The sequence below is a fragment of the Bradyrhizobium sp. USDA 4504 genome, from assembly GCF_054063995.1.
This window is the reverse complement of sequence record NZ_JBSSGV010000001.1, coordinates 3,243,807-3,257,271: the sequence shown is the minus strand read 5'-3', so window position 1 is coordinate 3,257,271 and position 13,465 is coordinate 3,243,807. Positions and strand designations below refer to the sequence as shown.

17 protein-coding genes are annotated in these 13,465 nt (G+C 63.0%); 8 read left to right on the top strand and 9 right to left on the bottom strand.

Annotated elements, in window-relative coordinates:
* Positions 1-7: 7 nt before the first annotated feature.
* The 4 genes from ACVMB1_RS15020 (at position 8) to ACVMB1_RS15005 (ending at position 2,343) form a co-directional block, all read left to right on the top strand.
* Positions 8-469, top strand: a complete 462-nt coding sequence (locus ACVMB1_RS15020; RefSeq protein WP_016845013.1) for a DUF6163 family protein — start codon at positions 8-10, stop codon at positions 467-469.
* Between the two features lie 663 nt (positions 470-1,132).
* A complete protein-coding gene (ldtR, locus tag ACVMB1_RS15015) occupies positions 1,133-1,651 on the top strand; it encodes a transcriptional regulator LdtR (protein ID WP_018271925.1) in 519 nt (172 codons plus the stop codon).
* Positions 1,652-1,870: 219 nt separating this feature from the next.
* Positions 1,871-2,101 carry a hypothetical protein gene (locus ACVMB1_RS15010; RefSeq protein ID WP_141342653.1) on the top strand — a complete coding sequence of 77 codons (231 nt, stop codon included), beginning with the start codon at positions 1,871-1,873 and terminating at the stop codon, positions 2,099-2,101.
* A 20-nt stretch (positions 2,102-2,121) separates the two neighbouring features.
* On the top strand, positions 2,122-2,343 hold the full coding sequence (locus ACVMB1_RS15005; protein ID WP_016845010.1) for a hypothetical protein: 222 nt from the start codon (positions 2,122-2,124) through the stop codon (positions 2,341-2,343).
* A gap of 245 nt (positions 2,344-2,588) precedes the next feature.
* Here the strand turns inward: ACVMB1_RS15005 and ACVMB1_RS15000 are convergent, their stop codons facing one another.
* Positions 2,589-2,969: a hypothetical protein gene (locus tag ACVMB1_RS15000; protein WP_141341081.1), complete on the bottom strand. Its 381-nt coding sequence runs from the start codon at positions 2,967-2,969 to the stop codon at positions 2,589-2,591.
* A gap of 186 nt (positions 2,970-3,155) precedes the next feature.
* Here ACVMB1_RS15000 and ACVMB1_RS14995 point away from each other — a divergent pair, with 186 nt between their 5' ends.
* On the top strand, positions 3,156-3,413 hold the full coding sequence (locus ACVMB1_RS14995) for a DUF3551 domain-containing protein (protein ID WP_141341080.1): 258 nt from the start codon (positions 3,156-3,158) through the stop codon (positions 3,411-3,413).
* Positions 3,414-3,743: 330 nt separating this feature from the next.
* Here ACVMB1_RS14995 and ACVMB1_RS14990 read toward each other — a convergent pair whose 3' ends face one another.
* From ACVMB1_RS14990 to ACVMB1_RS14960, 7 genes are all read right to left on the bottom strand, one after another.
* On the bottom strand, positions 3,744-3,917 hold the full coding sequence (locus tag ACVMB1_RS14990; RefSeq protein WP_225158918.1) for a hypothetical protein: 174 nt from the start codon (positions 3,915-3,917) through the stop codon (positions 3,744-3,746).
* 767 nt (positions 3,918-4,684) lie between these two features.
* Positions 4,685-4,867 carry a hypothetical protein gene (locus tag ACVMB1_RS14985; RefSeq protein WP_057020734.1) on the bottom strand — a complete coding sequence of 61 codons (183 nt, stop codon included), beginning with the start codon at positions 4,865-4,867 and terminating at the stop codon, positions 4,685-4,687.
* Entirely contained in the window at positions 4,864-5,169 is a 306-nt protein-coding gene (locus ACVMB1_RS14980; RefSeq protein WP_229192341.1) for a hypothetical protein, read from the bottom strand. The genes ACVMB1_RS14985 and ACVMB1_RS14980 overlap by 4 nt, the downstream gene beginning before the upstream one ends.
* A 9-nt stretch (positions 5,170-5,178) precedes the next feature.
* A complete protein-coding gene (locus ACVMB1_RS14975; RefSeq protein WP_456814444.1) occupies positions 5,179-5,502 on the bottom strand; it encodes a hypothetical protein in 324 nt (107 codons plus the stop codon).
* Between the two features lie 88 nt (positions 5,503-5,590).
* Positions 5,591-6,046 carry an Hsp20 family protein gene (locus ACVMB1_RS14970; RefSeq protein ID WP_057020733.1) on the bottom strand — a complete coding sequence of 152 codons (456 nt, stop codon included), beginning with the start codon at positions 6,044-6,046 and terminating at the stop codon, positions 5,591-5,593.
* Positions 6,047-6,556: 510 nt separating this feature from the next.
* Positions 6,557-6,946 carry a PRC-barrel domain-containing protein gene (locus ACVMB1_RS14965; RefSeq protein ID WP_057020732.1) on the bottom strand — a complete coding sequence of 130 codons (390 nt, stop codon included), beginning with the start codon at positions 6,944-6,946 and terminating at the stop codon, positions 6,557-6,559.
* Between the two features lie 110 nt (positions 6,947-7,056).
* Positions 7,057-7,290, bottom strand: a complete 234-nt coding sequence (locus tag ACVMB1_RS14960) for a hypothetical protein (RefSeq protein ID WP_057020731.1) — start codon at positions 7,288-7,290, stop codon at positions 7,057-7,059.
* 331 nt (positions 7,291-7,621) lie between these two features.
* Between ACVMB1_RS14960 and ACVMB1_RS14955 the strand changes: the two genes are divergently transcribed.
* Genes ACVMB1_RS14955 through ACVMB1_RS14945 form a run of 3 tightly spaced genes read left to right on the top strand, consistent with a single transcriptional unit; the run spans position 7,622 to position 10,586 of the window.
* Positions 7,622-8,590 carry a Bug family tripartite tricarboxylate transporter substrate binding protein gene (locus ACVMB1_RS14955; protein ID WP_057020730.1) on the top strand — a complete coding sequence of 323 codons (969 nt, stop codon included), beginning with the start codon at positions 7,622-7,624 and terminating at the stop codon, positions 8,588-8,590.
* A complete protein-coding gene (locus ACVMB1_RS14950) occupies positions 8,587-9,087 on the top strand; it encodes a tripartite tricarboxylate transporter TctB family protein (RefSeq protein ID WP_456814443.1) in 501 nt (166 codons plus the stop codon). The genes ACVMB1_RS14955 and ACVMB1_RS14950 overlap by 4 nt, the downstream gene beginning before the upstream one ends.
* Complete coding sequence (locus ACVMB1_RS14945; RefSeq protein WP_057020728.1) at positions 9,087-10,586, top strand: tripartite tricarboxylate transporter permease; 1,500 nt, start codon at positions 9,087-9,089, stop codon at positions 10,584-10,586. The genes ACVMB1_RS14950 and ACVMB1_RS14945 overlap by 1 nt, the downstream gene beginning before the upstream one ends.
* A gap of 191 nt (positions 10,587-10,777) precedes the next feature.
* Here the strand turns inward: ACVMB1_RS14945 and ACVMB1_RS14940 are convergent, their stop codons facing one another.
* Complete coding sequence (locus ACVMB1_RS14940) at positions 10,778-13,054, bottom strand: TonB-dependent siderophore receptor (RefSeq protein WP_456827565.1); 2,277 nt, start codon at positions 13,052-13,054, stop codon at positions 10,778-10,780.
* Between the last annotated feature and the right edge of the window lie 411 nt (positions 13,055-13,465).

Sequence of the window (13,465 nt, the reverse complement as noted above, 5' to 3'; positions counted from 1 at the left end):
GATTCGGATGTCTGACACCTCTGCACGCGATCAGGCGCGGGACAATGCCATCTCGGTGAGCGCGATCTCGTCCGACCGGATCGAGCCGGACGACAATGCGTGGACGCGGCGCCTCGTCATCTTCCTGCGCATCATGGCCGTCGTCTCGGTCGCCAAGGGCCTCTATCACTGGGCCCAGGTGACCGGCTTCGTCGGCGGCGAGGAGGAGGCCTTCGAGAACCAGTCGATGGCCTGGCAGACCGCCACGATCTATTTCGCCGTCATCGAGCTCGTCGCCGCCGTCGGGCTCTGGCTCGCGACGCCCTGGGGCGCCGTGGTGTGGCTGACCACCGTGGTGTCGATGGCGGTCATCGAGCTGATGTTTCCCGGCATCTATGGCGGCAGTCTCACCGTGGTCGGGCTCGAGGCGCTGATGCTCGCCGCCTATCTCGCGCTGGCCTGGATGTCGGCGCGCGAACGCCCGCCATAGGCCGGCGTGCAGCGATGGCCTGATGCACTGTTGCCCCGTGGCGACAGCGCCACGAATAGCCGGCCGCGGCCGGCAATATTTGCCAGCCGTGCGCGCAACGAGAAGACAGCTCTGCTGGTTCTGATAGGTGGGTGCCGACAGATCGCATCCGTTTGAGACACTCCCTTGCGGGACCGTCTCTACGGGACCTGCCGTCGGGGCCCATTTCACCGGACCTCGGCGCGTGTGCCGGCCGGCTTTGCGCGGGCCGACGGCGGAACCGGTCTGGCCCCCACAACAGATCGGCACCGCTTGCGCGCATCGCGTGCACGTCCCGCCGCTGCACTCCGGTAAAATTTTCAAAGAATTTTCCGGTAACCAATCGGTCACCGTAAAGGGTTCCCTCATACCCGTTACGCCACCGTTTCGAATTCAGACGATGCTGTTTCCGAATGTGACAGGGCAGGCAGACGAAGCGTGAACAAGGGTCCGCCACCGTCAATGAAAAGTTGCGAAAAGCCTTTGATCCATGGGCTTAATCCACGATTCACTGTCTTAAATTCATGATCTCTTTATTCTCTTATTTAAGCGGATATTCAAACGGCCCCCTTACGTTGGACCTATCAGGCGGGACACAAGTTTCGTCGAATAAAGTCGATAAAAACGACAAACAGGGGAAGTGTCATGATGAAAGCCGTTGCGACAACGGCGGCGGATGCCGCTGATCGCGCTACCGGTCAAGCTCCGGTGCAGCCGCTCTATCTCGAAGCCCTGACTTTGGTGGAGCGGCTGCATCGCCGGCTCCTCGACGTCATCAAGGACGAATTCGATCGTCGTGGCCGCGCCGACATCAACTCGGTGCAGGCGCTGCTCCTGTACAACATCGGCGACAAGGAGTTGACCGCCGGCGAGCTGCGCACCCGCGGCTACTATCTCGGCTCCAACGTCTCCTACAATCTGAAGAAGCTCGTCGAGCTCGGCTTCCTCGATCATCAGCGCTCGCGCGTCGATCGCCGCTCGGTCCGCATCCGGCTGACCCCGCAGGGCCAGGAGGTCCGCAAGATCGTCGACGCACTCTATCAGAAGCACGTCAAGACGGTGGAGCAGGTCGGCGGCATCTCGAACGAGGAGTTCGCGAGCCTCAACAAGTCGCTGCATCGCCTCGAGCGGTTCTGGACCGACCAGATCCTGTATCGCCTCTGAGCCTTCCCGTTTTCGCCTGATGGCCAAGCCGGCCGCGCGAGAAGACCGGCAGCCTTCCTTCAGTCCAGCCTTGCTCCGGTCCAACCTTGCTCCAGTCAACGCATCGGTCATGCCCGGCCGATGCGTTTTTCATGCTGCACCTGCGAAAATAAATGGGCCCCGGCGAGGAACCAAGGCGTTCCCTGCGGCTTATCCGTTAGCCAACGGAGAGGCAGGGATATGTTGCTCGAACGCGGGATTGAGGTGCTGAATGTCGAGGTCGTCGGTGACGCCTACGCGATCGCCTCGAACTATCTGCGCAAATCCGGCGCCATCGCCGACAATTTCGCCACCAATGAGCGCCTGCTCGGCATCATCGTGAAGCTGTTCCAGCGCGGTGAGATGAACCGCCTCCGCCTCGCCAACAAGGCGATCGCGAAGTTCGAGGCCGAGACGCTGGTGGTCGCCTGAGCGTCAACCCGGAGACTTCAATGGAAGCCGCTATCGATCGGATCATGCAGACGTATGATCTGCTGCTCAACCGCACGCCCGCTGCGAGCGACGAAGCGCGGGCGAAGGTGACAGAGTACGTGCAGACGCTGTTCGACGCCGGCGAGCGCGATCCGCATCGGTTGACGGTGTGCGGGCTGACCTATCTGCGCCAGCTCGACGGTAGTACCGACCACGTGAAGGCCGGCTATACCGGGCTGTAGCGGCGCGCCTGGCTTCGCGGTCTGATTCCGCGTCGTCGGCAAGGCTTCCTCGGCGGCGATTTGCTTTGCTCGCAACGACGCGATGACGGTGCAGGTTCCTCGCGCACGATCGTCGTCCTGAAAGCAGGACCTATAACCACCGCATTTGGCGATGAGCGGGATCGCGGCCCCAGCATCGCGCAACAATAGTGATTTGGGGTAATGGGTCCTGGCTTTCGCCAGGACGACACTGAGTTTGTCGTAACTCAAAACTGAAATGGAGCAACCGAAACCGCCAACTTTCCGTCGCTCGATTTCTGCACGGTGAATTCGACTTCCTTGGAAGCCTTGATGTCGCCCACGGAAACCGAGATGCCGCCGCTGCATTGCAATGTTCGCTTGTCCTCACTTGCCGAGGTCGTGACGATCTTTTCACCGAGGAGGTATTGTGGATTTGCGTTTTCCGCAGTGGGCTTCGCCGTCGATTCCCTGGCGGCGAAATTGACAAGCGGATTGCGGTGATCGTTGGAGATGGTCTGGAGCACGGCCTTCCGGGTTTCGATTGAATCGCACTCGAGTTGATCGCCGCAACCACCCAGAACTACCAGAACCGGAAACCCTAAAAACCAAAGCAGTCGTGACGGCATGCCGATTGACTTTGTGTGGGATGGATGGTTTCCAACAACCGACCCAACGGAGCATGGTTCCTGCGCTCGCGCTCGGCGCGGCCGCTCCGGCTGCGGCTTGCGATCTTGCTAACCGGCCGGCCACTATCGAAGGGAACGCTAATCTTGCCGCTCCGTTGGTCCTCGATTGCTTGCGAGGACCCGATCATGCGCGCAACCGTCCTGTTCGCTGTCCTGGAGCTCGTCCTGGCGTTCGGCGTTGCAGGACTGGCAAGTGTGAGCCCAGCCAGCGCCCGGGATTATCGCTGGTGCGTGCAGGGGCGCGGCGTCGGCTATCCCGGCGATTGCATGTACCAAACCCGCGCCCAGTGTCTCGCGTCAGCTTCCGGAAGGAACGTGACCTGCGGGATCAATCCTCGTGCCGCATATGGGCAGCAGCGGCGGGGATATCGCGACCGCTATTGATTGTCGCGCCGATGGCGCGCGCGAGGCGGTTGGGGAAGGGCGCACCCTAAGGGTGATGCGGTTAGCCGGGGCCGCTTTTTGAGCCTGCCGTTTTGAAACCTCTCCTGCCCTATGGAATCTCTCCTGCCCTATGGATAGGTGTGGCCTTTCTGAGCAACGCGCACAGCCAGTGGCGTGCGGGGAAGATCCCCAAACTCGGACGAGTCGTAGTCTCGGCCTTCAGGTGTCACGATGTGGATGTCGTAACACTGCGACCGTGAAAGCTCTTTTGCCTTGCGTAGAGCTGCTTCGGCCGTGCCACGACGGTGCACGATCTCTCCAAACTTGCACCTAGCTTTTACGGTGAAGCTCATCTTTCTTCTTTTTCTTGTTTCGTTTGACGACCTCGGCCTGAGCCCGGAACGCTTGGGCGAGGCTCTTCATTTGCTCGGCCGCGAATTCGTCAGCCGTCCGCACCGCCGCCTGCTCGGCGGTCTTGGCCTGTTTCTTCAGGTCCTTGGCCATGCCCATGCCCTGTAACGTCCATGCCGTTTCGCCAGTTCCATCCGTCTGATCTCATTGACGCGAAGCTGGCAGGAACTTTTTAGGCTTCCCGGGCTTTTTGATTTTGCTTTTGGGGCAGCCAAACGTCAGCGTTGGAGAGAGGAGCCATGAAGCGACGACGCCGGGTTAGGCAGATTTTCCCTCTTGAAAAACGCCTCGCCCAAGAAGCCGAACGGCTACGTCAACGGGCCAAGAACCTTCCTCCCTGTCGAGAGCGAGAGACCCTGTTGAGGCAGGCGCGGCATGACGAAACCACCGCCAATTTGGCGGCGTGGCTACTGTCTCAAGGTCCGCGGGCACCCATCTAGGAGGACGCTCAATGCATACAAACCACCACCATATCGACGGTGTGGAGATTGCCTTTGTCAGCGCTGCGACCGTGTCGCTTGTGGCTCTCATCGCCTCCATGGCCTGGCTTTTGCTAGGGTGAAATTCCGAACCAGGGCTCCGATCCGAGACCTTCGATCGGGATCGTTAGGCGGAACCCATGGAATGAAAGATCTTCTCCAGCGTGACCAATGAGCCAAAGACTGCGCCGGTCACAGCGAGGAAGACAGCGAAATAGTAGATCAGATACATAAGGCAACGTCTCCCGGATGCGTAGCAAGCCTCCGGATAACGGACGCGTCCTTTGATGGTTCGAAGGCACGCGGGTGGCTTTGCGGCCTTCGCGCGAGGCGAGCGGCGGGCATCACGAGCGGATTTGCTCTCCCGCCGCCATGAATCGCTCACGCCGCGCGTGACGACCGATCGGAATCGTCGAGCAACCGGCCTAGTATCCGGCGTTCTTCCTCGATCCTCCGTCGATAGCGTTCGCGCTCTTGTTCCGAGGTCGCGCTATCCAGCAGGAATTGATAGTGACCGATGACTTTTTCGCTGCCTCTTATGAGCAGTTGTTGCAGCCCATTCATGGCGTGATCTCCTCGCAAGCTGCGCGATCGAACGAGGAGGGAAGGGATGGAATGTCGGCCGCGAGGCCTTGCATTGCCGTGGTTTCTTCGGACAGCCGTCTTTCGATGAATTCGCGCTCGAGGTCGGAGAGCTGGGTCTGCAGCAATCGCCGATACCGATGAATATTGTTGCGATGAGCGCGCAACTGTTCAAGCCGGTGGTCGAACAGTTCTGAGCTCCGGCGCCTTGCCTGTCCAAATCTTGACCGCCAGCGTCCCTCGAGGCGGTCGATGACCTGCTTCGGTAGCCTGATGTCTGTCATCTCGCGCTCCTATGCAGCCAGGCAGCGGTCGACGGAGCGCAGGCGGGCAGGCCGGCCGCCTGGCGGATGGTGCGGATCGCTGTCGAGCGCGCGAAGCGCTTCGAGGATGTCGCTGACAGGAACGGGCGCTTTGAGCCCCTTGGGTGCGCGCAAAGCGGGATTGGACGCTACAGCGCTGGCGTCCGAGGCCCAGGATGCCAGGAGAGCGCGTTTCTCGGCCAGGCTCAGGCGAGAATCCCGCACCACATCGTGCGGGACCTCATATTGGTGGTGATCGCCAATCGGCAGATGAAAGGCAATAACGTTATGAGCAGGCGCGGTCGTCGGCCGCATGGATACCTCCGTTCGAAAGACGAGTTGCTGAGAAGAGTGAGAAGACGAAGCCGCGACCTGTTCGTCGGACGCGGCTTCGCCGGTTCAATCAGGCGGCGACGTTTTCGAGCTGTCGGGGCGCCGTGTTCGATGCCGCGTTGATCGCGATGCGTCGCGGCTTCATCGCCTCCGGCACTTCGCGCGCCAGCTCGATCCTGAGAAGCCCGTTGTCGAACGCCGCGCTCTTGACCTCGACGTAGTCGGCCAGGCTGAACTGGCGCTTGAATCTGCGCGTCGAGATGCCCTGATAGATGTATTCGCGCTCGGCCTTCTCGACCTTGACGCCTTCGACAGTCAGAACGTTCTGCTCTGCCGTGACGGAAATCTCATCCGGCGCAAAACCGGCGATCGCGAGCACGATCTGATAGCTGTCTTCGGACAGCCGTTCGATGTTGTAGGGCGGGTAGTGATCTTCGCCGGCCCGGTGGGCTGCTTCGGCAAGATCAAAGAGCCGGTCGAATCCGATGGTCGACCGGAACAGGGGAGAGAAGTCGTATGTGCGCATAGCCAAATCCTCCATAGAGCAAGATGGATATGAACGGCACCGGACACGACCGGTGCCCGTCTCGCCTGGCCCCGAGGGGCGACCAGGCCCCAGCCACCGCGTTGGGGGCTGGCGCGAAAGAAAATAAAAACCGGAGATATCGTGTCAAGAACCCGGCCGAAAAATTTTTGCGGTTGATTCTCCGCGTCAGAACCGCGGCTGAAGCGGCGGCGGATCAGCGCCGCTCGAGGGAGGCCTGTTGCAGACAAGACATGCCGGTGGAAAATTAGGTCGCCGATTTACATAGGCTAATGCCGGAACCGCGGGGGCGTTGATCGATTGGACTGCCTGGCTCCAACAGCTCGGCCCCGGATCAGGCAACCGGCCCCAGCACCGGCCTCCAGGCCCCCAAAGGTGCTGGGGCCGTTTCGTTGCGCGACCCTGGTCCGTTCCGGCGAGCTTGGATAGGGCCGCCATCACTTGCGTGAATAGCGCCCCGTCTGCTCTGAGCGAGCAGACGGGGCGTCGATGCTACTTATTCTCCGGCTTCCAAGTCGTGCTGGCGCGATCGTATTTGAAACCAGGTGCGGCCTTCAGGCTGTCCTTGGTCTCGTCGAGCGTAAGCCACCACTTGTCGTCTTTCTTTTGAGACTTGACGGCCGTGAACGGCACGATCACGTCCTTTTCGCCGGCGCCGAGGAAGCCGCCGACACCGACGACGAGACCGGTCACCTTGCCGGACTTGTCGACAAGCACGTCGTCGATCGTCCCGATCTTGGATTCCTTCGGGTCGTAGACATTCTGCTTGTAGTAATTGGTGATGGTCGAACTGTCCGCCGGCGCGGCGGGCATGGTGGTTGCGGCATGCGCGGCGGTAGCGAACGCTGCGGCCATGATGCAGCCGATAGCTAAGTACTTCATAAGTGAAACTCCTCGCCTTCAGTGAAGATGGCCGAACAGGTAGATACCGCCGCCGATGACGATGATCGCCGGCACGGCCCAAAGAATGATGACTGGCATGCGATCGCCTCCTAGTCCGAGGTACAGACCTTGACGCTCTTCATGCCGGTCTCGGCCTCGGAGCGCGTCTTGTAGACAGTGCCTGACGGGCTGACGACGGTGGTCGTCGTGTCGACGGGCTTCTTGTCGACGATCGTGCACTTCTTCGTCTTCACATCCTGGACGACGTAGAATTCATCCGCTGCGAATGCCGGCGAGACGAAAGCGGCAAGCAAAGATGCCGCGACAATGGTCTTAAACTTCATGTTCTCTCCTCCAATAGCCGTACCAATCGGCGGAGGTGGAACGGGAGAAAATGGCGAAGGTTCCTAGAACCGAACTTGCGTTGGCGAGCCGTGCCGAATCAAAGCAAGCGAAAAATGACCGGAGATGGTGCGGCGATTTGCAGCACTGGCTAGCTGCGCCCTCCGGCTTGCCGAAGGCTGTGGCGAATGGTCGCTAGGGACACGCAGACGCGAGATCGGCGAGCGATTCCTGACCCGAAGGGACCGCGCTTTCCGAGTGGCGATGCGATCACGTGACCGGATGCAGCCGGCGATCCGCAGGCTGCTTTCCGAAAATTCAGGAGGAAGCCCCATGATCTCGTCCCACATGCGCCTGTTCGGCGCGGTCGTCGCGCTGTTGCTCGGGGCGAGCGGTCCGGCGCCCGCGCAGCAGCTCGAGCTCAAGCTGATGGCGCCGGCGGCGCCGGGCGGCGGCTGGGATCAGACCGCGCGTTCGATGCAGCAGGCGCTGGTCGCGGCCGGCATCGCGCGCAGCGTCCAGGTCACCAACGTTCCTGGCGCCGGCGGCAGCGTCGGCATCGCGCAGTTCGTCAACGGCGCCAAGGGCGACAGCAACCAGATGATGGTGAACGGCTTCGTCATGGTGGGCGCACTCGCCATGAACAAGTCGCCGGTGACGCTGGATCAGGTGACGCCGATTGCGCGCCTCACCGAGGAGACCCAGGTCATCGTGGTGCCGGCGAACTCGCCGATCAAGACGGCGCAGGATCTTGCCGCCGCGGTGAAGGCCGATATCGCCAAGGTGACCTTTGCCGGCGGCTCGGCCGGCGGTGTCGACCATGTGATGGCGGCGCTGTTCGCGGGCACGGTCGGCGCCGACGCCAAGAAGATCAACTACATTCCGTTCTCGGGCGGCGGCGAGTCGCTTGCAGCCATTCTCGGCGGCAAGGTCACGGCCGGCATTTCCGGCCTCAGCGAATATGAAGGCCAGATCAAGGCCGGCAAGTTGCGCGCGCTCGGCGTGACGTCGGCGCAGCGTCTGCCCGGCGTCGACATCCCGACCTTCAAGGAGCAGGGCATCGATCTCGTGCTGGCCAATTGGCGCTCGGTGGTCGCTCCGCCCGGCATCACGCCAGAGCAGCGCAAGGTGCTGAGCGATGCGGTCGAGAAGATGGTGAAGTCCGATTCCTGGAAGGAGATCCTGAAGCAGAAGGGCTGGGATGACGCCTATCTCGGCGGCGACGCCTTCGCGGATTTCCTGAAGAAGGAGATCACGCGCGTGACCGAGGTGCTGAAGTCCGTCGGCCTCGTGAAGTCATGACGCCGGACGCGGCGTCTGAAAACCTCCGGCCGGCGCCGGCGCGCCGCGTCGATCGCGCCGGCGTGGTCATCGCGGCCGCGCTTGCCGGGCTTGCTGCGGTGCTGGTGTGGGACGCCAGCAAGCTGCCGTCGACCACGATGTACGGCATGGGGCCGGAGGCGATGCCGGTCGTCATCGCGATCGGCCTTGTCATCCTCGCGGTCGGCAATCTGATCGACGCGCTGCGCGGCAAGCTGCCGCCGCGCGAGAGCATGGATCCGAAACCGGTGTGGCTGATCATCGGGGGCCTGGCGCTCCTGATCGCCATCATCGGCTTTGGCGGCGGCTTCATCCTCGCCACCTCGGCGCTGTTCGTCACCACGTCGGCGGCGTTCGGCCGCCGCGCCGTCCTGGCCGACACCGCCATCGCGCTCGTGATCACGACGCTGATTTATCTCGCGTTCGACAAGCTGTTGACGCTGACCCTTCCCGCCGGCCCGCTGGAGCGACTGCTGTGATGGACACTTTCGCCGCGCTGGCGCACGGCATGGCGGTCGCCATGCAGCCGATGAACCTGCTCTACGCCCTGATCGGCGTGTTCCTGGGCACCGCGGTCGGCGTGTTGCCGGGCATCGGACCGGCGCTGACGGTCGCGCTGCTGCTGCCGGTGACCTACAAGCTCGATCCCGGCGGCTCGCTGATCATGTTCGCCGGCATCTATTATGGCGGCATGTATGGCGGATCGACCACCGCGATCCTGATCAATACGCCGGGCGAGAGCGCGTCGATGGCGACCGCGCTCGAGGGCAACAAGATGGCCAAGGCCGGCCGCGGCGGCCCGGCGCTGGCGACCTCGGCGATCGGCTCGTTCGTGGCCGGCACCATCGCCACCATCGGCCTCGCATTCCTCGCGCCATGGCTGGTCGATTTCGCCGTGCGCTTCGGGCCGGAGGATTACTTCGCGCTGATGTGCGTCGCCTTCGTCACTGTGTCGGCGACCTTCGGCGACTCGCCGGTCCGCGGCCTCACCAGCCTGTTCATCGGCCTCACGCTCGGGCTGGTCGGCATCGACAAGCTGACCGGTCAGGCGCGGCTTGCCTTCGGCATCCCCGAACTGCTCGACGGCGTCGAGGTGACGACGCTCGCGGTCGGCCTGTTCGCGGTCGGCGAGGCGCTCTATGTCGCCTCGCGCCGGCATCACGCCGAGGAGAAGCTCGAGCCGGTGCGCGGCTCGCTGTGGATGACGCGGGAGGACTGGCGGCGGTCGTGGAAGCCGTGGCTGCGTGGCACGCTGTTCGGTTTTCCGATCGGGGCGCTGCCGGCCGGCGGGGCGGAGATCCCGACATTCCTGTCCTATTCCACCGAGCGGCGGCTGACCAAACATCCGGAGGAGTTCGGCAAGGGCGCGATCGAAGGCGTCGCAGGGCCGGAAGCGGCGAACAACGCGTCCGCCGCCGGCACGCTGGTGCCACTTTTGACGCTCGGGCTGCCGACCTCGGCAACGGCTGCAATGATGCTGGCGGGCTTCCAGCAATACGGCCTCAACCCGGGGCCGCTGTTGTTCGCGGAGCGGCCCGACCTGGTGTGGGGCCTGATCGCGAGCCTGTTCATCGCCAACGGCATGCTGCTGGTGCTCAATCTGCCGCTGGTCGGCCTTTGGGTGCGGCTGCTGGCGATCCCGCAGCCCTGGCTCTATGCCGGCATCCTGGTGTTCGCCACCATGGGCACGATCGCGGCGAAGCCGTCGGTCGTCGAGCTGTCGATGCTGGCGGCGTTCGGCGTCATGGGCTTTCTGATGCGCCGGTTCGACTTCCCGATCGCGCCCGTCGTGATCGGGCTGATCCTCGGGCCGATCGCCGAAAGCCAGTTGCGCCGCGCGCTGGCGATCAGCCTCGGCGATCCCATGGTGCTGCTGCAAAGCCCGATGTCGGCGACGCTGCTTGGCATAGCGCTGATCGCGCTGCTGGCGCCGTTCGTGCTCAAGGGATTGGGGCGATTCAAGGCGAACGAGGATTAGGACGCGACCAGACCGTAAAAGGCCCGCTCCGGGGCTCGCATTTCGGAGCGGGCCAGTCTGGGCACGGCAAATATCGCCGCGACGCGAAACCTAGCGTGACAAGCTGACACCACCCTGACGACAGCGAAAAAAGAGAGGCGGCCGAATGCCGCCTCTCGGTCACATGATTTTCCGTGAACTGAAAGTTCAGCTCACCATTTGTAGGCGAGGCTCGCCGTGATGCGGCGGCGATCGCCGTAGTAGCAGGAGCTGATGGTCGCGCAGCTCGCGACATAAACCTTGTCAGTGACGTTCACGACGTTGAGCGCCGCGCGCCAGTTGTTGTCCCATTCGTAATGCAAGGCGAGATCGCCCAGCACGACCCCCGGGACGCGTGCGGTGTTCGCGGTGTCGGCAAAGGACGAGCCGACATAGCGCACGCCGCCGCCGAAGCCGAAGCCCGTGAGCGGCCCGTCGCGGAAGGTGTAGTCGGTCCACGCCGATGCGAGCTGACGCGGCGCGTTGGTCGGCACGGTGCCGATCAGCGCGGGATTGAGGTCCTTGCTGACGAACAGCTCGTAATTGGTGTAGCTCGCCACCAGCTTGAAATCGCGCGTGATGTTCGCGACCGCCTCGAGCTCGACGCCGCGCGAGGTGACTTCGCCGTTCTGGGTCTGGAACAGCGGGTTGTTGGGATCGGTGGTCAGCGCGTTCTTGCGCTTGAGGTCGAAATACGCGACGCCGAACCGTGCGTTGAGCCCGACCGGCTCGTACTTGACGCCGACCTCGGTCTGCTCGGAGGTTTCCGGCAGCAGCAATTGGCCGGACGCGGTGGTGCCGATGACCGGGTTGTAGCCCGTCATGTAGGAGACGTAGGGCGCAACGCCGCTGTCGAAATTGTAGATCGCGCCGACACGGCCGGAGAACTTGCTGTCGTCGCGGCCCTGGGAGGCGCCGATCCGGTTGTTGTTGGTGAGATCGACCCAATCCTGGCGGCCGGACAGCACCACAGTCAGGCGGTCGAGCTTGACCTGATCCTGCAGGTAGAGCCCGGCCATGCCCTGGGCGAGATAGCCGTTCTGATAGAGCGGGCCGCTATACGGCAGGTTGGTGCCATAAACCGGATTGAGCACGTTGAGATTGGTGCCCATGCCAAAACCCTGGCGGTCGTCGATGCCGTAATATTTCAGATCGACGCCGACCAGCGCGGTGTGCTGCAGCGCGCCGGTGGCGAAGCGGTATTCGAGCTGATTGTCGAGGTTGAGCTGGGTGGCGATGCCGCGGGTGTAGAAATTGCCGCGGGTGATGTCGGCGGCGGCCGGCGTCGTCGCATAGCCGAGCCCGTAGAGGCCGGCATAATAGACGTCGACATGCGCCATGCGCGCGTTCTGGCGGAAATCGACGCTGTCGGTCACGCTCTTCTGGAACTGGTAGCCGACCATCTGCTGGTCGCGGCGGAACTGGTCGGCGCTGGGATCGCCGACAAACAGGCTGGTCGGAATCCGGCCGAACGGCGCGTTGGTGACGGTGCCGACATAGGGCAGGAAGTTCAGCGCGCGGGTGTTGCTGTGCGAGGCCATGCCGAACACGGTGAGGCTGGTGTCGGCATCGGGCCGCCAGGTCACCGACGGGGCGAAGAAGAAATTGTTGTCGTAGACATAGTCGGTCTGGGTGCCGCCGCCCTGGGCCTGGCCGACGAGGCGGTACTGCACCTGGCCGTTGCCGGGCTGCGCCGTCGCGCCGCCGATGTCGAACTGGGTATAGGCGTTGCCGAAATTATTGACGCCGGTCTCGATGTAGCGAACGGGCTCGGCCTGCGGCAGCTTGCTCACCGCGTTGACGAGGCCGCCCGGCGCCGAGCCGCCATACAGGATGCCGGACGGACCGCGCAGCACCTCGACGCGCTCGAGATTGAAGGGCTGCAGCTTCCAGCTCGCATAGGAGGTGTAGAACAGCTGCAGGCCGTCGAGGAACAGCGACTCGTTCTGCGCCGGGAAGCCGCGGATCATGAACCAGTCGTTGCGGAAATCGGTGCCATAGGTGCCGCCGATGACGCCCGGCGTGTAGCGCAGCACCTCGTCGAACTTGCTGACGATCTTCTGGTCGCGGATCTGCTCGGCGCTGATGACCGACACCGATTGCGGCGTCTGGATGATCGGCGTGCTGGTCTTGGTGCCGCTGGCGCTCAGCCGCGCCAGATAGCCGGTGACCGGGCCGTTGGCGCGTTCGTGCCCGCCGCTGGCGCCCGCGGGCTGCTGAGCGGTCTGTGGCTGCGCGCCCACCGGGGCGGCCGTCGCGCGGCGCGAGGCGCTGCGTGCGCGCGTGGACCGTTGCGAAGGCTGCTGCGATCGCGCCGCTTGCCGCTGCGGCGCCTCGACTGTCACGGACGGCAATTGCGTCTGGGCGAAGACATCGTCCGCACCAACAACCGAAAACACAACGACAGCCGAAGCAGCAAACCGCTGCGGCCGAATCCACCTGCACGACATTTATTCCACGCTCCGTAAAAAAAATCTTGAGCGAGTCGTTATCACGGTGATTTTCGCGAGCAGCCTGCACGGGGTTAGAAGCTGTCGAAGTTGCACGCAAAGCTTGGCTGTGTGACCGGGAGACAACGGCGTATGACGCGCAATTGCACGCATCGCGTGAGAGCCTTGAATCGATCCGGTGTTGAACGATTCAAAAATCGAACGATTCAAAAATTGGCTCGTCATCTCGTGGGTCGATGCATCGCGATCGCGCGCGACATGATCAAGCGAGTCCGATGTCGCGCGGTTGCGCGAGCAACGCGTTGAAACCTCGAGGCGATAGTTGTCTCGTCCGCGGTCCCCGCGCGGTCGGGAAGGGGAGTGAGTTCCACTCGGCGGCTGCCACAGCCCTGCTGGCCGCGCGGCGGGAAC

Bases quoted from the DNA above. Each gene is read 5' to 3' on its own strand.
- ACVMB1_RS14980 (WP_229192341.1), bottom strand. From the start codon at position 5,169: ATGACAGACATCAGGCTACCGAAGCAGGTCATCGACCGCCTCGAGGGA.
- ACVMB1_RS14995 (WP_141341080.1), top strand. From the start codon at position 3,156: ATGCGCGCAACCGTCCTGTTCGCTGTCCTGGAGCTCGTCCTGGCGTTC.
- ACVMB1_RS14950 (WP_456814443.1), top strand. From the start codon at position 8,587: ATGACGCCGGACGCGGCGTCTGAAAACCTCCGGCCGGCGCCGGCGCGC.
- ACVMB1_RS15000 (WP_141341081.1), bottom strand. From the start codon at position 2,969: ATGCCGTCACGACTGCTTTGGTTTTTAGGGTTTCCGGTTCTGGTAGTT.
- ACVMB1_RS15020 (WP_016845013.1), top strand. From the start codon at position 8: ATGTCTGACACCTCTGCACGCGATCAGGCGCGGGACAATGCCATCTCG.
- ACVMB1_RS14960 (WP_057020731.1), bottom strand. From the start codon at position 7,290: ATGAAGTTTAAGACCATTGTCGCGGCATCTTTGCTTGCCGCTTTCGTC.
- ACVMB1_RS14990 (WP_225158918.1), bottom strand. From the start codon at position 3,917: ATGGCCAAGGACCTGAAGAAACAGGCCAAGACCGCCGAGCAGGCGGCG.
- ACVMB1_RS14945 (WP_057020728.1), top strand. From the start codon at position 9,087: ATGGACACTTTCGCCGCGCTGGCGCACGGCATGGCGGTCGCCATGCAG.
- ACVMB1_RS14955 (WP_057020730.1), top strand. From the start codon at position 7,622: ATGATCTCGTCCCACATGCGCCTGTTCGGCGCGGTCGTCGCGCTGTTG.
- ACVMB1_RS14970 (WP_057020733.1), bottom strand. From the start codon at position 6,046: ATGCGCACATACGACTTCTCTCCCCTGTTCCGGTCGACCATCGGATTC.
- ACVMB1_RS15005 (WP_016845010.1), top strand. From the start codon at position 2,122: ATGGAAGCCGCTATCGATCGGATCATGCAGACGTATGATCTGCTGCTC.
- ACVMB1_RS14940 (WP_456827565.1), bottom strand. From the start codon at position 13,054: ATGTCGTGCAGGTGGATTCGGCCGCAGCGGTTTGCTGCTTCGGCTGTC.
- ACVMB1_RS14985 (WP_057020734.1), bottom strand. From the start codon at position 4,867: ATGAATGGGCTGCAACAACTGCTCATAAGAGGCAGCGAAAAAGTCATC.
- ACVMB1_RS14965 (WP_057020732.1), bottom strand. From the start codon at position 6,946: ATGAAGTACTTAGCTATCGGCTGCATCATGGCCGCAGCGTTCGCTACC.
- ACVMB1_RS15010 (WP_141342653.1), top strand. From the start codon at position 1,871: ATGTTGCTCGAACGCGGGATTGAGGTGCTGAATGTCGAGGTCGTCGGT.
- ACVMB1_RS14975 (WP_456814444.1), bottom strand. From the start codon at position 5,502: ATGCGGCCGACGACCGCGCCTGCTCATAACGTTATTGCCTTTCATCTG.
- ldtR (WP_018271925.1), top strand. From the start codon at position 1,133: ATGATGAAAGCCGTTGCGACAACGGCGGCGGATGCCGCTGATCGCGCT.